The sequence below is a fragment of the Cronobacter sp. 153480017-3 genome, from assembly GCF_053627815.1.
In genome coordinates this window covers 1-20,318 of sequence record NZ_JBSEYN010000009.1, presented here as the reverse complement: position 1 = coordinate 20,318, position 20,318 = coordinate 1, and the positions used below count along the sequence as shown (strand labels likewise).

Sequence of the window (20,318 nt, the reverse complement as noted above, 5' to 3'; positions counted from 1 at the left end):
AGGATGACCGAGAAATTTCACATTTTGCTTTTAAACGGCCCGAACCTTAACATGCTGGGCACGCGTGAGCCGGAGAAGTACGGTACACAGACGCTTGAACAAATTGTTAACGAGCTCGCCGCTGTTGCAAAGCAGTTGAATGTCTCGTTCGATCACCTGCAATCCAACGCTGAATATGCGCTTATCGACCGAATTCATCAGGCTAAAGACAAGATTGACTATATCCTGATCAATCCGGCCGCGTTTACGCATACCAGCGTGGCGCTGCGCGACGCGCTGCTGTCGGTGAATATCCCGTTTATCGAGATCCACCTGAGCAATGTGCACGCCCGAGAGCCTTTCCGGCATCATTCATACCTTTCGGATATTGCCGCCGGCGTCATCTGCGGATTAGGTGCCGATGGCTATACCTATGCGTTACAGACGGCGGTCAAACGCCTGTCACAATCACACTAAACAAGAGTACGGAACCCACTCATGGATATTCGTAAGATTAAAAAACTGATCGAGCTGGTTGAAGAATCAGGCATCGCTGAACTGGAAATTTCTGAAGGCGAAGAGTCTGTACGTATCAGCCGCTCCCCGGCCAATACAGGCTTCCCGGTGATGCAGCAGGCGTATGCCGCGCCGATGATGCAGCAGCAGCCGCAAGCCCTGTCCAACGCTGTTGCTCCTGCCGCCGCTCCGGCAGCAGAAGCGCCGGCTGCCGCAGAAGTCAGTGGTCACATCGTACGTTCCCCGATGGTTGGTACCTTCTATCGTACCCCGAGCCCGGATGCGAAAGCGTTTGTGGAAGTAGGCCAGAAAGTCAACGTAGGCGACACCCTGTGCATCGTTGAAGCGATGAAAATGATGAACCAGATCGAATCCGACAAAGCAGGCGTCGTGAAAGCGATCCTGGTGGAAAGCGGTCAGCCAGTAGAATTTGACGAGCCGCTGGTTGTCATCGAATAACGAGGCGAACATGCTGGATAAAATTGTCATCGCTAACCGCGGCGAAATCGCACTGCGTATTCTTCGTGCCTGTAAAGAACTGGGCATCAAGACTGTCGCTGTGCATTCCACCGCGGATCGCGACCTGAAACACGTACTGCTGGCAGACGAGACCGTGTGTATCGGTCCGGCGCCGTCAGTCAAAAGTTACCTGAACATCCCGGCCATCATCGCTGCCGCTGAAATTACCGGCGCCGTGGCGATTCACCCGGGCTATGGCTTCCTCTCTGAGAACGCCAACTTTGCCGAGCAGGTTGAGCAGTCCGGCTTTATCTTCATTGGCCCGAAAGCCGACACGATTCGCCTGATGGGCGACAAAGTGTCTGCGATTACTGCCATGAAGAAAGCGGGCGTACCGACCGTACCGGGCTCCGACGGCCCGCTGGGCGATGATATGGATAAGAACCGCGCCCATGCGAAACGCATCGGCTACCCGGTCATTATCAAAGCGTCTGGCGGCGGCGGTGGTCGCGGTATGCGCGTTGTGCGCAGCGACGCTGAACTGGCGCAGTCCATCTCCATGACCAAAGCGGAAGCGAAAGCCGCTTTCAACAACGATATGGTCTACATGGAGAAGTACCTGGAAAACCCACGTCACATCGAAATTCAGGTGCTGGCGGATGGTCAGGGCAACGCTATCTATCTGGCGGAACGCGACTGCTCCATGCAGCGTCGTCACCAGAAAGTCGTCGAAGAAGCGCCGGCACCGGGCATTACCCCGGAACTGCGCCGCTACATCGGCGAGCGCTGCGCGAAAGCGTGTGTCGATATCGGCTACCGCGGCGCGGGTACGTTCGAGTTCCTGTTTGAAAACGGCGAGTTCTACTTCATTGAGATGAACACCCGTATTCAGGTAGAGCATCCGGTGACCGAGATGATCACAGGCGTTGACCTGATCAAAGAGCAGCTGCGTATCGCTGCCGGTCAGCCGCTCTCTATCAAACAGGAAGAAGTGGTGGTCAAAGGCCATGCGGTCGAGTGCCGTATCAACGCCGAAGACCCGAACACGTTCCTGCCAAGCCCGGGTAAAATCACGCGCTTCCATGCGCCGGGCGGCTTTGGCGTTCGTTGGGAATCGCATATCTACGCCGGTTATACCGTACCGCCGTATTACGATTCCATGATCGGCAAGCTCATCTGCTATGGCGAAAACCGCGACGTGGCGCTGGCCCGTATGCGTAACGCCCTGCAGGAGCTGATCATCGACGGCATCAAAACCAACGTTGATCTGCAGACCCGCATCATGAACGATGAAAACTTCCAGCACGGTGGCACAAACATCCACTATCTGGAGAAGAAACTGGGCCTGCAAGAGAAATAAGCCCCGTTTCCCTGCACAAGGCCAGCTCTGCTGGCCTTTATTTTTTGTGCCTCCCCGAAAGTGCCAGGGTACAATCGCCGCTTTCTTCACTGACAGGGTATGACAATGGACAAACGCTTTGTTCAGGCCCACAAAGAAGCGCGCTGGGCGCTGTGGCTGACCCTCCTCTATCTCGCCGCCTGGTTAGTGGCCGCTTACTTACCTGATTCGCAACAGGGCTTCACCGGCCTGCCGCACTGGTTTGAGATGGCCTGCCTGCTGGTGCCGCTGCTGTTTATTCTGCTTTGCTGGCTCATGGTGCGCGTGATTTTCTGCGATATTCCTCTGGAGGATAACGATGCAGCATGACGTCATAGTGCCGCTTGTCGCCTATTTGCTGGTGGTATTTGGCCTGTCGCTGTATGCGATGAAGCGCCGCAGCAGCGGCAATTTCCTGAACGAATATTTCCTCGGTAGCCGTTCGATGGGCGGTGTGGTGCTGGCGATGACGCTGACCGCGACCTATATCAGCGCCAGCTCGTTTATCGGCGGGCCGGGTGCGGCTTATAAATATGGGCTCGGCTGGGTGCTGCTGGCCATGATCCAGTTGCCCGCCGTCTGGCTGTCGCTCGGCATTCTCGGTAAAAAATTCGCTATCCTCGCGCGGCGCTATAACGCCGTGACGCTCAACGATATGCTCTACGCGCGGTTTCAGAGCCGCCTGCTGGTGTGGCTGGCGAGCCTGAGTCTGCTGGTCGCTTTCATTGGTGCTATGACGGTGCAGTTCATCGGCGGCGCACGCCTGCTGGAGACGGCGGCGGGGATCCCTTACGAAACCGGCCTGCTGATTTTCGGCATTAGTATTGCGCTCTACACCGCGTTCGGCGGCTTTCGCGCCAGTGTCCTCAATGACACGCTTCAGGGGCTGGTGATGCTTATCGGCACTATCGTCCTGCTGGTGGGCGTAGTCCATGCGGCGGGCGGCCTGCACGACGCGGTCGATAAACTTCAGCATATCGATCCGAAGCTGGTATCGCCGCAGGGCGCGGACGATATTCTGTCGCCAACGTTTATGACTTCATTCTGGGTGCTGGTCTGCTTTGGGGTGATTGGCCTGCCGCACACGGCGGTGCGCTGTATCTCGTATAAAGACAGCAAAGCAGTGCATCGCGGCATTATTCTCGGCACGATTGTCGTGGCGATACTGATGCTGGGGATGCATCTCGCCGGCGCGCTGGGCCGCGCGGTGCTGCCTGACCTGCACGTTCCGGATCTGGTTATCCCAACACTCATGGTGACCGTGCTGCCGCCCTTCGCCGCCGGGATCTTCCTCGCCGCGCCGATGGCCGCGATCATGTCGACGATCAACGCGCAGCTGTTGCAGTCCTCCGCGACGATCGTCAAAGATCTGTGGCTGAACCTGCGTCCGGCGGAGATCCACAACGAGAAACGCCTCAAGCGGATGTCGTCGCTGATTACGATAATCCTGAGCGTCCTGCTGTTGCTGGCCGCATGGCGTCCGCCTGAAATGATTATCTGGCTCAATCTGCTGGCCTTTGGCGGCCTGGAAGCCGTGTTTCTCTGGCCGCTGGTGCTGGGCCTCTACTGGGAGCGTGCCAATGCGGCAGGCGCGCTTTCGGCCATGATTGTTGGCGGCGTGCTTTACGCACTGCTCGCCACGTTTAAAATACAGCTGTTCGGCTTTCATCCGATTGTGCCGTCCCTGCTGCTAAGTCTGCTGGCTTTTGTGGTGGGCAACCTTTTTGGTCGCCCGGTTCCGCAGGCCGCGCCTGTTTCCTCTGTTAATGAATGAGTAATGCCATGCCCTGGATCCAACTGAAAATAAACACCACTGGCGCTAATGCCGAAGAGATTAGCGATGCGCTGATGGAAAGCGGCGCGGTCTCCGTGACCTTCCAGGACACCCACGACACGCCGGTGTTCGAGCCGCTGCCGGGTGAAACGCGCCTGTGGGGCGATACGGACGTGATCGGCCTTTTTGACGCGGAAACGGACATGCAGGACGTGGTCGCTATGCTGGAAAACGCCCCGCTTCTCGGTGCGGGCTTCGCCCATAAAATCGAGCAGCTGGAAGATAAAGACTGGGAGCGCGAGTGGATGGACAATTTCCACCCGATGCGCTTCGGCGAGCGTCTGTGGATCTGCCCGAGCTGGCGCGACGTACCGGATGAAAACGCCGTAAATGTGATGCTCGATCCGGGCCTGGCGTTTGGCACCGGCACACACCCCACCACTTCCCTCTGCCTGCAATGGCTCGACGGGCTGGATCTCACCGGTAAAACTGTGATTGATTTCGGCTGCGGCTCCGGCATTCTGGCTATCGCCGCGCTGAAGCTTGGCGCGGCGAAAGCGATCGGCGTGGATATCGATCCGCAGGCGATTCAGGCGAGCCGCGATAACGCCGAGCGCAACGGCGTCTCGGAGCGTCTGGAACTGTATCTGCCGGAAAACCAGCCTGCCGATATGCAGGCTGACGTTGTGGTTGCCAATATTCTCGCAGGCCCGCTGCGCGAACTGGCACCGCTGATTAGCGTGCTGCCGGTACAGGGCGGCTTACTCGGGCTTTCCGGTATTCTGGCAAGCCAGGCACAGAGCGTATGCGAGGCGTATGAGCCGCTGTTTACGCTCGATCCGGTCGTGGAAAAAGAAGAGTGGTGCCGTATTACCGGCGTGAAGCGCTAAGGTTGCCACGCCTTCTGAAAGCGTGATGAGCTGAAAAGCGCGGCCTGTCCGCGCTTTTTTATTTCTCTCACGGTCTGACATGCTGATAGTTTATCGGCACGCAGTGTTGTTCACAGGAGCCGCGCGCCGTCAAACGGGTAATGATTCACCACATCAATATGCGATGGACAGCATTACTTCACCCCACACAGAAGGCAGAATAATTCACTACGGGTGAAAACCTTCACATCCCTTTTCCCCAGCGCCGATGCCCTTCACAGAACGATTCACCATGCCAACAACGAGACGCGGATCGCATTTTATCGCCTGATTTGCGCAATTTATCGCCGTTTATCCCGCTTGCGCGCCTGCCGTTTCGTTAAAAAAAGCACGATTTCAGGGATTTTTTTTGCGCACGTTTTTTCGGCGATTCTTCTTAACTTTATGATTGTTAAGTTTAATTTATTAGGAGAATCGGTACAGATGCCGATTCATTGATCTGTCGCATCGGATTGTTCAAAGTTTGGCCTTTCATCTCGTGCAAAAAATGCGTAATATACGCCGCCTTGCAGGCACAGTATGGTCATTTCTTCACTCATGCGTATCGGACACTACCAGCTCAGAAATCGCCTGATCGCAGCCCCGATGGCTGGCATTACAGACAGACCGTTTCGGACGCTGTGCTACGAGATGGGAGCAGGATTAACCGTTTCTGAGATGATGTCCTCTAACCCGGAAGTCTGGGCGAGCGATAAATCCCGGTTGCGGATGGTACATGTGGATGAACCGGGTATTCGCACCGTGCAAATCGCCGGCAGCGTACCCGAAGAGATGGCGGAAGCCGCACGTATTAATGTGGATAACGGCGCCCAGATTATTGATATCAATATGGGTTGCCCGGCTAAGAAAGTGAATCGCAAGCTGGCTGGTTCAGCCCTTCTGCAATACCCCGATCTGGTGAAGTCTATCCTGACCGCGGTAGTCAACGCAGTGGACGTTCCCGTTACGCTGAAAATTCGCACCGGCTGGGATCCGGCTAACCGTAACTGTGTAGAAATTGCCCAATTGGCTGAAGAATGTGGTATTCAGGCACTGACGATTCATGGCCGCACGCGCGCCTGCTTGTTTCAGGGCAACGCAGAATACGACAGCATTCGGACAGTTAAGCAGAAGGTTTCCATTCCGGTTATTGCGAATGGCGACATTACTTCCCCGCATAAAGCCAGGGCTGTGCTCGACTATACAGGGGCTGATGCTCTGATGATAGGTCGTGCGGCTCAGGGAAGACCCTGGATCTTCCGGGAAATCCAGCACTATCTGGACACTGGGGAGTTGCTGCCCCCTCTGCCTCTGGCAGAGGTTAAGCGTTTGCTTTGCGCGCACGTTCGGGAATTGCATGACTTTTACGGCCAGGCAAAGGGGTACCGAATCGCGCGTAAACATGTGGCCTGGTATCTCCAGGAACATGCTCCAGATGACCAGTTTCGGCGCACATTCAACGCCATAGAGGATGCCAGCGAACAGCTGGAGGCGTTGGAGGCATACTTCGAAAATTTTGCGTAAACAGAAATAAAGAGCTGACAGAACTATGTTCGAACAACGCGTAAATTCTGACGTACTGACCGTTTCTACCGTTAACTCTCAGGATCAGGTGACTCAAAAGCCCCTGCGTGACTCGGTAAAACAGGCACTGAAGAACTATTTTGCTCAACTGAATGGTCAGGATGTGAATGACCTGTATGAGCTGGTACTGGCTGAAGTAGAACAGCCCCTGTTGGACATGGTGATGCAATACACCCGCGGCAACCAGACCCGCGCTGCGCTGATGATGGGTATCAACCGCGGTACGCTGCGTAAGAAACTGAAAAAATACGGCATGAACTAAGTTCGCTTAGTTAAGCTGATTAAAAAGGCGCGAACCGGCATGGGGAAGCGCCTTTTTTGTTTACCACTCTCCCGCCGCCGCTCTCCCGCCTGGCCTGACAAATACCCGCTCCGCGCTACACTAATGACAGTATCGTGCCAAAAATATCGGCGCCGTAGCGACATTGCTGAACACGGTTATACCTGTCAAATCCATTGTCATTAAGGGGTCTTAAATCGCTTTCGCCGGATTTTCGGCAGTGATAATGTTCAGCGCTCCTCTCTACCCCGCAGGCCCGCCAGGCAAGGCCTGAGGATGCACGACCCTATTTTGGATGAGACGCCATGCTGGTTAGTCATTACGACCATATTCTTGTTGTCACCTCGTTTGTTGTCGCCATTCTGGCGTCAAGCACCGCGCTGAATATGGCCGGTCGCGTCACCACCAGCAGCGGCAGCGCCGCACGCATCTGGCTGGTCGGCGGCAGCGTCGCAATGGGCATCGGCATCTGGGCGATGCATTTTATCGGCATGCTGGCGATGAGCCTGCCCGTCACGCTGAGCTATGACCCCCTGATTACCGCGGCATCGTTGCTTATCGCCATCGGCTCTGCGCTGTTTGCGCTGTGGCTCGTGTGCGGTGCTGAACTGAAAGTGTCGCGCCTGATCCCGGGCTCGCTGGTGCTGGGATGCGGCATTGCGGCGATGCACTATACCGGTATGGCAGCGTTGCTGGTGGAGCCTGGCATTGTCTGGGCCTGGGGATGGGTGGCATTGTCGATAGTCATTGCTCTGCTCGCCTCCGTCGCCGCGCTGTGGCTGACATTTCGGCTGCGTCAGGATGTCGGCAACGTCGCGCTGATGCGCGCAGGCGCCGCCATTATTATGGGAATTGCCATCGCGGGTATGCACTATACCGGCATGATGGCGGCCAATTTCCCCGGCCATACGCACGCCACACATATGGGCGTCAACACCCGCTGGCTGGCGCTGGTCGTGACGCTGGTGACGCTCGCCATCCTCGCGATTTCACTGCTCGTCTCGATGTTCGATGCGCGTTTACAAGCGCGCACCTCGCTGCTCGCTTCTTCACTTGCAGAAGCCAATAAAGAGCTCGCCCAGCTCGCGCTGCACGATACGCTCACGCGACTGCCGAACCGTATTCTGCTGGAAGATCGTCTCGATCAGGCGATTCGCAAAGCCGATCGTGAAGGAAGCCGCTTTGCATTGATGTTTATGGATCTCGACGGTTTTAAGGCCGTCAATGACGCCTACGGCCATAACACAGGCGACCAGTTGCTGATTGCCGTGACCGAACGTCTCAAGGAGCAACTCAAAGGGCAGTTTACGCTTGCGCGCATCGGCGGCGATGAGTTTGTCCTGCTTGCGGAAACCGATCAGCCCAACGACGCGGCGGCGCTCGCCAACGCGCTGGTGCACGCGATTGACGGTCCTTTTGCCGTTGAGCCCTATGAACTGGTAGTAACTATCAGCATCGGCATCGCCTTCTACCCGCACGATGGCAAAAATGGCCGCGAACTGCTGTTTAATGCTGACGCCGCGATGTATCACACCAAACATACCGGCCGTAACGGTTATAGCTTTTTCCAGCCGTCGATGAATACCCAGGCGCAGACCCAGCTGCAGCTGATGAACGATCTTTGGCTTGCGCGCGAGCGTAAAGAGCTGCGCCTTGTTTATCAGCCAAAATTCCAGGCACCGTCCGGACCGGTCGTGGGCTTTGAGGCGCTGCTGCGCTGGCAGCATCCGCAATACGGATTACTGTCACCTGACGCATTTCTCCCGCTCGCCGAAAAAACCGGGATGATTATCAGCATTGGCGAATGGGTGCTGGACGAAGCCTGCCGTCAGTTGAATGAATGGCATCAGGCGGGCCACCACGCCTGGTCGGTCGCGGTTAATCTCTCGACCATGCAGTTTGAACAGCCCGGTCTGGTGGAGATGGTGATGAGCTGTCTTGAGCGTCATCAGATAGCGCCGGAGAAACTGATTCTGGAAGTGACCGAAACCACGGCGATGAGCAATCCAGATGAAAGCGTGCGCCTGCTGACCCGGCTTACCGAGCTTGGCGTTAAAGCGTCGATTGATGATTTCGGCACGGGCTATTCGAGCCTGCTCTATCTGAAGCGGCTGCCCGCCAGCGAGCTGAAAATCGACCGCGCGTTTGTTAATGAGCTGCGTGCCGAGGGCGAAGACGCGACTATTGTTTCCGCCATCGTGGCGCTGGCGAAAACCCTGAATTTGCGGGTGGTCGCGGAAGGCGTGGAAACCGTTGAGCAGCAGCAGTTCCTTACTGAACTTGGCTGCAATACCTTACAGGGCTATCTGCTCGGTAAACCGCTGGCACCAGAAGTGATCACCCGGGAAGGCGACAATCTTGAGCATCCGAAGTCAGCCACGGCCACCGAAGAAAACGGATAACGCTAACCGTCAAGCCAGCGGCGACGGCACGGCTGGCGTGACGGTTATTTTTCATTTTCCCGATTGAGAGCCGTTATTTTCCGGTCGCGGCAGCATGCGCAAAATGTTGTCCACCAGCGCGGGAGCTTGTCTGAAAAGATCGCACGCGTCGGGCTGAAATAACCAGTTTTTAAGAATACCACTCAGGCAGCCGTGTAAAATCGTTAACATAATATCGACATCCAGAGAACCGGCTATCTGTTTATCCGCAATGCCCCGCCGTAATAATTCCCCAATATAATGCCGACTGAAACCAATTCGCTCGCGGATTTCACTCTCCGGCATCATCTCTTCATCAAATTCACATTTACGATAAAGAATTTGCAACAACGCGCGCTGTCGCGGACTGCTGGCGATATATTGCAGCACGGCAATAAACGTTTCGCGTAATAATCGTAATGGATCCCGCCATGCCTCTTCCGGAATGTTTGGGCGAATAATCTCCCTGACGGGTAATTGCTGCTGCCAGATTTCATTAAACAGATCCGCTTTGCTGGCGAAATGCCAGTACACCGCGCCGCGCGTCACCTGCGCGGCCTACGCGATGTCCGTAAGCGTGGTATGCGCGACACCGCGCTCAGCGAACGTAAAGATGGCGGCATCGATGAGCTGCTGACGCGTCTTAAGCGCCTCTTGTTTGGTTCTCCGGGCCATAAATCACCTTGCCTTTTCCTGGCGGGGGGACAAATCAAATAATTGCCGTCGTTTTTTATCACAGCTTTAATGTTGAAGCGTGTGATTTTTATATATAGATTTTGATGATATTTGAAATAATAAAATAAAAACAATAAATACATTTCAACCCAGAAAGACTTATTCGCAGCTGGTAACAAAAGCTTTTCGGAAATCATAAAAACAAAAATAAATGAAGCGCTTCCTTTGCTTTCTGGTGCTTTTCCCGGTCCGAATAAATAAGGAATACTGACACAGACGCAAAATTATTTGTACGATAGCGCCCTGTTAATTTTATCTCACCCGTATTCCTGCTACCGGCCCGACGGTGGATTTTGTATTTATGCTAATCAAGGAACAGCAATGACCAATTATGCCAGGCTTCTGCTTATGCCCCTTGGCCTGTACCTCTGTGTGTCAGGGATGACAGGTTGTGATAACCAAACGAATGAAGCACCTGCCGCTGCTGCACCGCAAGTGACCGTGCATATCGTAAAACCCTCTCCCGTCGCGGTCGTGACCGAATTGCCGGGACGCACCCGCGCTTTTCGCATAGCCCAGGTTCGCCCACAGGTGAGCGGCATTATCCTCAGCCGTAACTTTACTGAAGGCGCGGATGTGAACGCTGGTGACTCGCTGTACCAGATAGATCCAGCGGTGTACCAGGCCGCGTGGCAAAACGCCAAAGGCAGTCTCGCGAAAGCGCAGGCAGCCGCCGAGATGGCCCGTCTGACCGTAAAACGCTACGCGGCGCTGACGGGCACGCAGTACATCAGCAAACAGGAATATGACGAGGCGGTGGCGAACGCGCATCAGGCCGAGGCGAGCGTGACGGCGGCCAAAGCGGCGCTGGAGAGCGCCAGAATCAATCTTGCCTGGACGAAAGTGACCTCGCCAATCAGTGGTCGCATCGGCAAATCGAACGTCACCGAAGGAGCGCTTGTCACCAGTAGCCAGGCGAGCGAACTGGCGACCGTTCAGCAGCTCGATCCGATGTATGTGGACGTCACCCAGTCCAGCACCGATTTCCTGCGCCTGAAAAACGCGATGGCGCAGGGGAACGTTGAAAAAGAAGCCAATGACGGCAACGTCGAACTGGTGATGGAAAACGGCGACACCTACCCGCTGAAAGGCCAGTTGCAGTTCTCTGATGTGACGGTGGATGAGAGCACCGGCTCGATTACGCTGCGCGCCATTTTCCCGAATCCGCAGCATCTTCTGCTGCCCGGCATGTTTGTACGCGCCCGCATTCACGAAGGCGTTCAGCCTGACGCCATTCTGGTACCGCAGCAGGGCGTGACGCGTACGCCACGCGGCGAGGCGATGGTAATGGTGGTTAATGAGAAAAACCAGGTGGAAAACCGCAGCGTGACCACAAGCCAGGCGATTAACGATACCTGGCTTGTCACAAGTGGCCTTAAAACGGGCGAAAAAGTGATTGTCAGCGGGCTGCAAAAAGCGCATCCAGGCGCTGTTGTCACGCCTGTTTCTGCGCCTGCGAAGTAAGGTGACGTCATGGCTAACTTTTTTATTCAACGCCCCATTTTCGCCTGGGTTCTGGCGATCATCATGATGATGGCGGGCGCGCTGGCGATTCTGCAACTGCCCATCGCCCAGTACCCGACCATCGCTCCGCCCGCCATCGCCGTCTCAGCCACCTATCCGGGCGCAGACGCGCAGACGGTACAGGACACAGTGACGCAGGTTATCGAACAGAATATGAACGGCATCGATAACCTGATGTATATGTCTTCCACCAGCGACTCCGCGGGCGGCGTGACGGTTACGCTCACCTTTACCTCCGGGACCGACCCGGATATCGCCCAGGTGCAGGTACAGAACAAGCTGCAGCTCGCCATGCCGCTGCTGCCGCAGGAGGTTCAGCAACAGGGCGTGAGCGTCGAGAAATCCAGTAGCAGCTTTCTGCTGGTCGCCGGTTTTATCAGCGACAACCCGTTGCTGACGCAGGAAGATATCGCCGACTACGTCTCTTCCGATGTGAAAGACACCATCAGCCGCACCAACGGCGTCGGCGACGTACAGCTGTTCGGCGCGCAGTACGCCATGCGCATCTGGCTCGATACACATGCGATGAATAACTTCCAGCTCACGCCGCTGGACGTTATCAATCAACTGAAAGCGCAGAATAATCAGATAGCCGCAGGCCAGCTTGGCGGCACGCCTGCCGTACCGGGACAACAGCTTAACGCCTCGATCATCGCCCAGACGCGTCTTAAAGATCCGCAGGAGTTTGGCCGGGTAATGCTGAAGGTTAACCCGGACGGCTCGCAGGTGCGTCTGCGTGATGTGGCGCGCATTGAGCTTGGCGGTGAGAACTACAATATGCTGACCAAAATTAATGGTCAGCCCGCCACCGGGCTTGGGATCAAACTCGCTACCGGTGCCAATGCGCTGGATACCGCAAAGGCGATTAAAACCACGCTTGCCGACCTGCAGCGCTATTTCCCGCAGGGCATGAAAGTGGTTTACCCCTACGACACCACGCCGTTTGTGAAAATCTCTATTCACGAAGTGGTGAAAACCCTGTTTGAAGCCATCATTCTGGTTTTCCTGGTGATGTATCTGTTCCTGCAAAACCTGCGGGCGACGCTCATTCCTACCATTGCCGTGCCGGTCGTACTGCTCGGTACGTTCGCCGTGCTGTCGGCGTTCGGCTATTCCATTAATACCCTGACCATGTTCGGCATGGTGCTGGCGATAGGGCTGCTGGTCGATGACGCCATCGTGGTGGTCGAGAACGTCGAGCGCGTGATGGTGGAAGAAAAGCTGCCGCCCAAAGAGGCGACACAGCTGTCGATGTCCCAGATTCAGGGCGCGCTGGTGGGTATCGCGATGGTGCTCTCCGCCGTTTTCGTGCCGATGGCGTTCTTTGGCGGTTCTACCGGCGCTATCTACCGGCAGTTTTCTGTCACCATCGTCTCATCCATGGCGCTTTCCGTGCTGGTAGCGCTGATCCTCACTCCCGCGCTGTGCGCCACGCTGCTCAAACCGGTAAGTGACGATCATCACGCGAAGAAAGCGAAATTTTTCGTCTGGTTCAATGCGCGTTTTGATTTAAGCGTTAATCACTACACGCAGAGTGTGGGCGGCATCCTGCATAAAACCGGGCGCTATCTCGTGCTTTATCTGCTCATTGTCGCCGGTATGACGGTGCTGTTTGTGCGCCTGCCGACTTCCTTTCTGCCGGAGGAAGATCAGGGCGTCTTCATGACGATGGTGCAGTTGCCGTCAGGCGCGACGCAGGCGCGTACCCAGCAGGTTCTCGACCAGGTAACCCATTACTATCTCAACGATGAGAAAGCGAATGTGGAATCGGTGTTTACCGTCAGCGGCTTTAGCTTCAGCGGCCAGGGCCAGAACGCCGGGATTGCGTTTATCAGCCTGAAACCGTGGGAAGAACGCCCCGGCCATGAAAACAGCGTCGAAGCCATTGTCGCCCGCGCGGGGCGGGCATTCGGCAAGATTCAGGACGGGCTGGTTTTCCCGTTTAACCTTCCGGCTATTCTTGAGCTGGGCACCGCGACCGGCTTTGACTTCGAGCTGAAGGATCAGGCTAACCTTGGGCATAACGCGCTCACTCAGGCGCGTAACCAGCTACTCGGTATGGTACGCGAACATCCGGATCTGCTGACGCGCGTGCGCCCGAACGGGCTTGAGGATACGCCGCAGTTCAAACTGGATGTCGATCAGGAGAAAGCGCAGGCGCTGGGCGTGTCGATTCCGGACATCAACCAGACCATTACGACAGCGCTGGGCGGCACCTACGTGAACGACTTTATCGACCGTGGCCGCGTGAAAAAAGTCTACATACAGGCCGATGCGCCGTTCCGCATGCTGCCATCAGATATCAACACACTGTACGTGCGCGGCAGTAACGGCGACATGGTGCCGCTCTCGGCGTTTACCACCGCGCACTGGTTCTACGGTTCGCCACGCCTGGAGCGTTATAACGGGATGCCGTCGATGGAAATCCTCGGCGAGGCGGCACCTGGCAGAAGTACCGGCGAAGCGATGGCGTTGATGGAAAGCCTCGCCGCTAAGCTGCCCACAGGCATCGGCTATGACTGGACCGGGCTCTCTTATCAGGAGCGGCTCTCCGGCAATCAGGCGCCGGCGCTGTATGCCATTTCACTGATTGTAGTGTTCCTGTGTCTGGCGGCGCTTTATGAAAGCTGGTCGATTCCGTTCTCGGTGATGCTGGTCGTGCCGCTGGGGATTATCGGCGCTCTGCTCGCGGCATCGCTGCGCGGTCTTAATAACGACGTCTATTTCCAGGTCGGCCTGTTGACGACCATTGGGCTCTCCGCGAAAAACGCCATTCTGATTGTGGAGTTCGCCAAAGATCTGATGGAAAAAGAGGGCCACAGCCTGATGGAAGCGACGCTTGAGGCGGTGCGCTTACGTCTGCGTCCGATTCTGATGACATCGCTGGCGTTTATTCTCGGCGTACTGCCGCTGGTGCTGAATAGCGGCGCGGGCAGCGGCGCGCAAAACGCGGTCGGCACTGGCGTCATGGGCGGCATGCTGAGCGCCACGCTGCTGGCGATTTTTTTCGTGCCGGTCTTTTTTGTGGTGATCCGCCGACGTTTTATAAAACCGAACGGCAATGCCTGAATGCGAATTACAGGGCGCCAGCATGGCGCCTTGTTTTATTCCGCTTATCTGATTTTGTATTTTGTTTTATCATTGCCAACACCATAACTCCTTATTGCCATTAGCTTATTATTCCCGGCATCGTAACGGTGCGTGATAACGTAAAGCGCTATTCTTCATATTTTCTTCACATTAACCCCGTTTCACGCCCTGTTCATCCATCATTTTTACATTTCACATGAATTGCAATTATTGTCTGCTCAACGCACAGCAGAACGCGTGATAACCTTTTTTTATTGGCCGATGCTGATGCACGATTTATTAATTCGAATCGTTTCGGGACGGCGATTTATTCTGTAGAGGTGCATGATGAAAAAAGTAATTCCCGCCGCATTGCTGTGTACGTTACTGGCTGGCTGCGCCCATGATTCCCCTTGCGTGCCGGTTTATGACGATCAGGGCCGTCTGGTGCATACTAATACCTGTATGAAAGGCACGACTCAGGATAACTGGGAAACCGCAGGTGCCGTCGCGGGCGGTGCTGCCGCGCTCGCCGGGTTGACGATGGGTATCATCGCGCTGAGTAAATAAACGGATATCGGCGGGCCAGAGCGCCCGCCCCTCTGCCTTAAAACGGTGCAGAAGATTTTTATAAAGTAAAATTTTGGCATTGCTTTGGCGCATAATAAAAATGCCATCATTATCAGACGCGTTTTTAAGACTGAATGTATTGTTAATTTAATTCCCTGCGTGAGTTATCTCACAGGTTTCTTCTGTAATTGACCCCGCAATATTAACGCAGGAAATCATCTTTATTCCCGCACCGATAAAACGCCGCTTATTTTGCTCCAAAATGTGGCGCGCATTGTCTTTTTGCACTTTTTCAGTGCGCTTATTTTTTTCTTTTCTGTCTACACTTCGCTTATTACATCAGCGCGCGGCTTTTTATGCCTGATGTAAACCTGGCATTCCCTTTGCTTTATCCCCTGCGGCTTATGCCACAGACAGCAAACTGGCGCCTCCCGGTCGCCTTATATCTATAACGATAATTCTCGCCACACAGGATGCATTATGAAGAAGATGATGATCGCCACTCTGGCCGCCGCGGGCGCGCTGTTCGCCGTTGCTAACCAGGCCCATGCGGGCGCCACGCTGGACAGTGTGAAAAAGAAAGGTTTTGTACAGTGCGGCATCAGTGACGGTTTGCCGGGCTTTTCCTATGCGGATGCCGGCGGCAAGTTTACCGGTATCGACGTTGACGTCTGCCGCGGCGTGGCCGCTGCTGTCTTTGGCGACGCCTCAAAAGTGAAATATACCCCGCTGACCGCGAAAGAGCGTTTCACCGCGCTGCAATCCGGTGAAGTGGATGTGCTGTCCCGTAACACGACCTGGACATCATCCCGTGATGCAGGCATGGGCATGTCGTTCACCGGCGTTACCTATTACGACGGCATCGGCTTCCTGACCCACAACAAAGCGGGCCTTAAAAGCGCAAAAGAGCTGGATGGCGCGACCGTCTGTATTCAGGCCGGTACCGACACCGAGCTGAACGTGGCGGATTATTTCAAAGCCAACAATATGAAATATACGCCGGTGACCTTCGATCGCTCCGATGAGTCAGCCAAGGCGCTGGAATCCGGGCGCTGCGATACGCTGGCGTCTGACCAGTCTCAGCTTTACGCGCTGCGCATTAAGCTCAGCAACCCGGCCGAATGGATTGTTCTGCCGGAAGTTATCTCCAAAGAGCCGCTGGGCCCGGTGGTTCGCCGCGGCGATGACGAGTGGTTCTCCATTGTGCGCTGGACGCTGTTTGCCATGCTGAACGCCGAAGAGATGGGCATCGACTCTAAAAACGTCGATGCTAAAGCGGCTAACCCTTCCACACCGGATATGGCGCACCTGTTAGGCAAAGAAGGCGACTACGGCAAGGATCTGAAACTCGACAATAAATGGGCGTATAACATCATCAAGCAGGTCGGTAACTATGGCGAGATCTTCGAGCGTAACGTGGGCCAGGAAAGCCCGCTGAAGATCAAACGTGGCCAGAACAATCTCTGGAATAAAGGCGGGATTCAGTACGCGCCGCCGGTACGTTAAGCCGTATGCCGTTACGGGCGTCGCGGTTGCGGCGCCCAGCCCAGAGTTATGGTTGCCTGAGGTTTACCTATGTTCCATCGACGCCCTGGCGTGAAAGGCCCTCTTTCCCTTTCCAGCCCTGCGGTTCGCGCATGGCTGTACCAGATTGTGGCGATTGCTGTCGTGCTTGGCATCGCCGCGTATTTAATTCATAACACCATTACTAACCTGAATAATCGGGGCATTACCTCAGGATTCGCGTTTCTCGATCGCAGCGCCGGGTTTGGCATTGTTCAGCATCTGATTGATTACCAGGAAGGCGATACGTATGGCCGCGTTTTCCTGGTCGGTCTGATGAATACGCTGCTGGTTTCCGCGCTCTGTATCGTTTTCGCCTCGTTTCTCGGCTTTTTTATCGGCCTTGCGCGGCTTTCTGATAACTGGCTGCTGCGTAAACTCTCTACGATTTATATTGAGACGTTCCGCAATATTCCGCCGCTGTTACAGATCTTCTTCTGGTACTTCGCAGTGCTGCGCAACTTGCCAGGCCCACGGCAGGCAGTTAGCGCGTTCGATCTGGCGTTTTTAAGCAACCGCGGGCTTTACCTGCCCTCGCCCGAGGCGGGGGAAGGCGCGCTGGCTTTTGTGGCGGCGCTGGTCATCGCGGTCGCGTTGTCCGCCGGGCTGTATCGCTTCAATAAGAAACATCAGATGAAAACCGGCCAGTTGCGGCGTACCTGGCCTTCGCTTTTACTGCTGATTGTCGTGCTACCGCTGCTGGCGCATCTGATATTCGGCCCGGCGCTGCACTGGGATGTGCCTGTGCTGCGCGGATTTAACTTCAACGGCGGGCTGGCGCTTATACCGGAGCTGGCAGCGCTGACGCTGGCGCTTTCGGTTTATACCTCTGCCTTTATTGCTGAGATTATCCGCGCCGGGATTTTATCTGTACCGCACGGCCAGCATGAGGCGGCCCGCTCGTTAGGTCTCCCAAACCCGGTCACGCTGCGCCAGGTCATTATCCCGCAGGCGATGCGCGTCATTATTCCACCGTTAACCAGCCAGTACCTGAACATTGTGAAAAACTCGTCGCTGGCGGCCGCTATCGGTTATCCCGATATGGTGTCGCTGTTTGCCGGTACGGTGCTGAACCAGACCGGACAGGCGATTGAAACGATCGCTATCACGATGTCGGTGTATCTCATTATCAGCCTGTCGATTTCGCTGCTGATGAACCTTTATAACCGGCGTATAGCCCTGGTGGAGCGTTAATCATGACGACGAATGCGATATCGCCTGCTCCTGCGCGTCCGGTTAACCGTGGCGCGTTGGTCTGGATGCGCAAAAATCTGTTCTCCAGCTGGAGTAATAGCCTGCTGACCCTGTTCTGTCTCTGGATGATGTGGGAGCTGATCCCGCCGCTGCTGAACTGGGCGTTTTTGCAGGCCAACTGGGTGGGCAGCACCCGCGCCGACTGCACCAAAGAAGGTGCCTGCTGGGTATTTATTCACGCTCGCTTCGGCCAGTTTATGTATGGGCTTTATCCGCATGACGAACGCTGGCGCATTAATCTGGCGCTGATTGTCGGTCTGGTGTCGATTGTGCCGATGTTCTGGAAAGGCCTGCCGCAGCGTGGTCGTTACATCACGTGCTGGGCCATCGCGTATCCCCTTGTGGTGTGGTGGCTGATGTATGGCGGTTTTCTTAGCCTTGAGCGGGTTGAAACCCGTCAGTGGGGCGGGCTTACGCTGACGCTGATTATCGCCTCGGTGGGGATAGCCGGCGCGCTGCCGCTGGGGATCCTGCTGGCGCTGGGGCGTCGCTCCCGAATGCCAGTCGTGCGAGTGCTCTCAGTGATTTTTATTGAGTTCTGGCGTGGCGTACCGCTGATTACGGTGCTGTTTATGTCATCTGTCATGCTGCCGCTCTTTATGGCGGAAGGGACAAGCATCGATAAGCTTATCCGCGCGCTGGTCGGGGTGATTCTGTTCCAGTCTGCTTATGTGGCCGAAGTGGTTCGCGGTGGCCTGCAGGCGCTTCCCAAAGGCCAGTACGAGGCCGCGGAATCGCTGGCGCTGGGCTACTGGAAAACGCAGGGGCTGGTGATCCTGCCCCAGGCTCTGAAGCTTGTGATACCGGGCCTGGTCAATACCATTATCGCCCTTTTTAAAGATACGAGCCTGGTCATTATTATCGGGCTTTTCGATCTGTTCAGCAGCGTCCAACAGGCGACGGTCGATCCCGCCTGGCTCGGGATGTCGACGGAGGGCTATGTTTTTGCCGCGCTTATCTATTGGATCTTCTGCTTTAGCATGTCGCGCTACAGCCAGCATCTGGAAAAGCGCTTTCACACCGGGCGTACGCCGCACTGAGGATAACCATGAGTCAAATTACACTGCAGCCTGCCGACGCGATGATTACGCTGGAAAACGTGAATAAATGGTACGGTCAGTTTCACGTGCTGAAAGATATTAACCTGAAGGTGAAACAGGGGGAGCGCATTGTACTTTGCGGGCCATCCGGCTCCGGCAAATCGACCACGATCCGCTGTATCAATCATCTGGAAGAACATCAGCAAGGGCGCATCGTGGTCGATGGCATTGAGCTGAACGACGATCTGCGCAATATCGAAAAAGTTCGTACAGAAGTGGGGATGGTGTTTCAGCATTTTAATCTGTTCCCGCACCTGACCGTATTGCAGAACTGTACGCTGGCACCGGTTTGGGTGCGTAAACTCCCTAAAAAAGAGGCGGAAGCGCTGGCGATGCATTATCTGGAAAGAGTACGCATCGCAGAACATGCGCATAAATTTCCGGGGCAGATCTCCGGTGGACAGCAGCAACGCGTGGCGATAGCTCGCTCATTGTGTATGAAGCCGAAAATTATGTTGTTTGATGAGCCGACATCAGCGCTCGATCCCGAGATGGTCAAAGAGGTACTCGACACGATGATTGGTCTCGCGGAGTCAGGTATGACGATGTTATGCGTCACGCATGAAATGGGTTTTGCGCGCACGGTGGCAGACCGGGTGATCTTTATGGATCGCGGCGAGATTGTCGAACAGGCACCGCCACAGGCATTTTTCTCAAATCCGCAATCAGAACGTACCCGCGCTTTTCTCTCTCAGGTTATTCATTAATCGGTCTTTCGCCCTGCCGTTCTGGTGGGGCGCACTCTCTTTTTTCTTTTATCGTGACGATGTGGCTGGAGCGCGCCGTTTTTTTGCCGTTTCGCATTAGTGCCAGGAGAACGTGTCCTGGTATTCAGGTGTAAGAACAGGGATAAGGCGGGAAGTTGATCGGCTTTTACAATGAAGCAGTGAAGCGCTCAAAAGTAAAACCCTGCATAATTGGGCTGAGAGATTTTCTGTGAATGTCGAGATGCTGGAGCCTGTGCTCTGTTCGCTATCTTCGGGAGCGTTGCTCGAAACGTTAAAATCCAGGTGTAGTGGATTTATTCTTCTTAAGCTGGCGATTCACCGACAAGCAACGCAAAAGCAAAAGGCCCAGTCTGTCGACTGGGCCTTTTGCTTTATTTGATGTCTGGCAGTTCCCTACTCTCGCATGGGGAGGCCCCACACTACCATCGGCGCTACGGCGTTTCACTTCTGAGTTCGGCATGGGGTCAGGTGGGACCA

General features: G+C 55.3%; 17 protein-coding genes, 1 rRNA gene and 1 pseudogene. 17 read left to right on the top strand and 2 right to left on the bottom strand.

Features of this window, described 5'->3' with window-relative positions; translation table 11 throughout:
• The first annotated feature begins 3 nt into the window (after positions 1-3).
• From aroQ to ACUW6V_RS17580, 10 genes are all read left to right on the top strand, one after another.
• Entirely contained in the window at positions 4-456 is a 453-nt protein-coding gene (gene aroQ / locus ACUW6V_RS17625; protein ID WP_004387840.1) for a type II 3-dehydroquinate dehydratase, read from the top strand.
• 21 nt (positions 457-477) lie between these two features.
• Positions 478-954 (top strand): acetyl-CoA carboxylase biotin carboxyl carrier protein, encoded by a 477-nt coding sequence (gene accB, locus ACUW6V_RS17620; protein ID WP_004387841.1) that lies wholly within the window; start codon positions 478-480, stop codon positions 952-954.
• Between the two features lie 10 nt (positions 955-964).
• Positions 965-2,314: an acetyl-CoA carboxylase biotin carboxylase subunit gene (accC, locus tag ACUW6V_RS17615; protein ID WP_007704799.1), complete on the top strand. Its 1,350-nt coding sequence runs from the start codon at positions 965-967 to the stop codon at positions 2,312-2,314.
• A gap of 105 nt (positions 2,315-2,419) precedes the next feature.
• On the top strand, positions 2,420-2,662 hold the full coding sequence (locus ACUW6V_RS17610; protein WP_454038723.1) for a YhdT family protein: 243 nt from the start codon (positions 2,420-2,422) through the stop codon (positions 2,660-2,662).
• Positions 2,652-4,106 carry a sodium/pantothenate symporter gene (panF, locus tag ACUW6V_RS17605; RefSeq protein WP_032989006.1) on the top strand — a complete coding sequence of 485 codons (1,455 nt, stop codon included), beginning with the start codon at positions 2,652-2,654 and terminating at the stop codon, positions 4,104-4,106. Before ACUW6V_RS17610 ends, panF begins: the two co-directional genes overlap by 11 nt.
• A gap of 8 nt (positions 4,107-4,114) precedes the next feature.
• Positions 4,115-4,996: a 50S ribosomal protein L11 methyltransferase gene (gene prmA / locus ACUW6V_RS17600; protein WP_004387845.1), complete on the top strand. Its 882-nt coding sequence runs from the start codon at positions 4,115-4,117 to the stop codon at positions 4,994-4,996.
• 213 nt (positions 4,997-5,209) lie between these two features.
• Complete coding sequence (locus ACUW6V_RS17595) at positions 5,210-5,473, top strand: hypothetical protein (RefSeq protein WP_014729781.1); 264 nt, start codon at positions 5,210-5,212, stop codon at positions 5,471-5,473.
• A gap of 99 nt (positions 5,474-5,572) precedes the next feature.
• The gene (gene dusB / locus ACUW6V_RS17590; RefSeq protein ID WP_004387847.1) at positions 5,573-6,538 is read left to right on the top strand and encodes a tRNA dihydrouridine synthase DusB; all 966 of its coding nucleotides are present in this window, start codon (positions 5,573-5,575) and stop codon (positions 6,536-6,538) included.
• Between the two features lie 25 nt (positions 6,539-6,563).
• Positions 6,564-6,860, top strand: coding sequence for a DNA-binding transcriptional regulator Fis (gene fis, locus ACUW6V_RS17585; RefSeq protein WP_000462905.1), 297 nt, complete (start codon positions 6,564-6,566; stop codon positions 6,858-6,860).
• 323 nt (positions 6,861-7,183) lie between these two features.
• Positions 7,184-9,280 carry a putative bifunctional diguanylate cyclase/phosphodiesterase gene (locus ACUW6V_RS17580; protein ID WP_454038722.1) on the top strand — a complete coding sequence of 699 codons (2,097 nt, stop codon included), beginning with the start codon at positions 7,184-7,186 and terminating at the stop codon, positions 9,278-9,280.
• A gap of 51 nt (positions 9,281-9,331) precedes the next feature.
• Here ACUW6V_RS17580 and envR read toward each other — a convergent pair.
• Positions 9,332-9,973, bottom strand: a pseudogene (envR, locus tag ACUW6V_RS17575) (acrEF/envCD operon transcriptional regulator).
• Positions 9,974-10,354: 381 nt separating this feature from the next.
• On the opposite strand from envR, the gene ACUW6V_RS17570 reads away from it, so the two are divergent.
• The 7 genes from ACUW6V_RS17570 to ACUW6V_RS17540 all read left to right on the top strand — a co-directional run bounded on the left by ACUW6V_RS17570 (position 10,355) and on the right by ACUW6V_RS17540 (position 19,820).
• Entirely contained in the window at positions 10,355-11,497 is a 1,143-nt protein-coding gene (locus ACUW6V_RS17570) for an efflux RND transporter periplasmic adaptor subunit (protein WP_014729783.1), read from the top strand.
• Positions 11,498-11,506: 9 nt separating this feature from the next.
• Positions 11,507-14,626: an efflux RND transporter permease subunit gene (locus ACUW6V_RS17565; protein WP_454038721.1), complete on the top strand. Its 3,120-nt coding sequence runs from the start codon at positions 11,507-11,509 to the stop codon at positions 14,624-14,626.
• 348 nt (positions 14,627-14,974) lie between these two features.
• A complete protein-coding gene (locus ACUW6V_RS17560) occupies positions 14,975-15,196 on the top strand; it encodes a putative periplasmic lipoprotein (protein WP_007766599.1) in 222 nt (73 codons plus the stop codon).
• Between the two features lie 480 nt (positions 15,197-15,676).
• Positions 15,677-16,702, top strand: coding sequence for an amino acid ABC transporter substrate-binding protein (locus ACUW6V_RS17555; protein WP_004385331.1), 1,026 nt, complete (start codon positions 15,677-15,679; stop codon positions 16,700-16,702).
• Positions 16,703-16,771: 69 nt separating this feature from the next.
• Positions 16,772-17,953, top strand: coding sequence for an amino acid ABC transporter permease (locus ACUW6V_RS17550; RefSeq protein WP_007780283.1), 1,182 nt, complete (start codon positions 16,772-16,774; stop codon positions 17,951-17,953).
• Positions 17,954-17,955: 2 nt separating this feature from the next.
• Entirely contained in the window at positions 17,956-19,053 is a 1,098-nt protein-coding gene (locus ACUW6V_RS17545) for an amino acid ABC transporter permease (RefSeq protein WP_454038720.1), read from the top strand.
• An 8-nt stretch (positions 19,054-19,061) separates the two neighbouring features.
• The gene (locus ACUW6V_RS17540; protein ID WP_014729787.1) at positions 19,062-19,820 is read left to right on the top strand and encodes an amino acid ABC transporter ATP-binding protein; all 759 of its coding nucleotides are present in this window, start codon (positions 19,062-19,064) and stop codon (positions 19,818-19,820) included.
• A gap of 401 nt (positions 19,821-20,221) precedes the next feature.
• Here the strand turns inward: ACUW6V_RS17540 and rrf are convergent.
• Positions 20,222-20,318 (bottom strand): 5S ribosomal RNA (gene rrf, locus ACUW6V_RS17535); the annotation flags it as partial.

Bases quoted from the DNA above. Each gene is read 5' to 3' on its own strand.
- ACUW6V_RS17565 (WP_454038721.1), top strand. From the start codon at position 11,507: ATGGCTAACTTTTTTATTCAACGCCCCATTTTCGCCTGGGTTCTGGCG.
- panF (WP_032989006.1), top strand. From the start codon at position 2,652: ATGCAGCATGACGTCATAGTGCCGCTTGTCGCCTATTTGCTGGTGGTA.
- ACUW6V_RS17555 (WP_004385331.1), top strand. From the start codon at position 15,677: ATGAAGAAGATGATGATCGCCACTCTGGCCGCCGCGGGCGCGCTGTTC.
- ACUW6V_RS17550 (WP_007780283.1), top strand. From the start codon at position 16,772: ATGTTCCATCGACGCCCTGGCGTGAAAGGCCCTCTTTCCCTTTCCAGC.
- aroQ (WP_004387840.1), top strand. From the start codon at position 4: ATGACCGAGAAATTTCACATTTTGCTTTTAAACGGCCCGAACCTTAAC.
- accB (WP_004387841.1), top strand. From the start codon at position 478: ATGGATATTCGTAAGATTAAAAAACTGATCGAGCTGGTTGAAGAATCA.
- ACUW6V_RS17610 (WP_454038723.1), top strand. From the start codon at position 2,420: ATGGACAAACGCTTTGTTCAGGCCCACAAAGAAGCGCGCTGGGCGCTG.
- dusB (WP_004387847.1), top strand. From the start codon at position 5,573: ATGCGTATCGGACACTACCAGCTCAGAAATCGCCTGATCGCAGCCCCG.
- ACUW6V_RS17545 (WP_454038720.1), top strand. From the start codon at position 17,956: ATGACGACGAATGCGATATCGCCTGCTCCTGCGCGTCCGGTTAACCGT.
- ACUW6V_RS17580 (WP_454038722.1), top strand. From the start codon at position 7,184: ATGCTGGTTAGTCATTACGACCATATTCTTGTTGTCACCTCGTTTGTT.
- fis (WP_000462905.1), top strand. From the start codon at position 6,564: ATGTTCGAACAACGCGTAAATTCTGACGTACTGACCGTTTCTACCGTT.
- prmA (WP_004387845.1), top strand. From the start codon at position 4,115: ATGCCCTGGATCCAACTGAAAATAAACACCACTGGCGCTAATGCCGAA.
- ACUW6V_RS17570 (WP_014729783.1), top strand. From the start codon at position 10,355: ATGACCAATTATGCCAGGCTTCTGCTTATGCCCCTTGGCCTGTACCTC.
- ACUW6V_RS17540 (WP_014729787.1), top strand. From the start codon at position 19,062: ATGAGTCAAATTACACTGCAGCCTGCCGACGCGATGATTACGCTGGAA.
- accC (WP_007704799.1), top strand. From the start codon at position 965: ATGCTGGATAAAATTGTCATCGCTAACCGCGGCGAAATCGCACTGCGT.
- ACUW6V_RS17560 (WP_007766599.1), top strand. From the start codon at position 14,975: ATGAAAAAAGTAATTCCCGCCGCATTGCTGTGTACGTTACTGGCTGGC.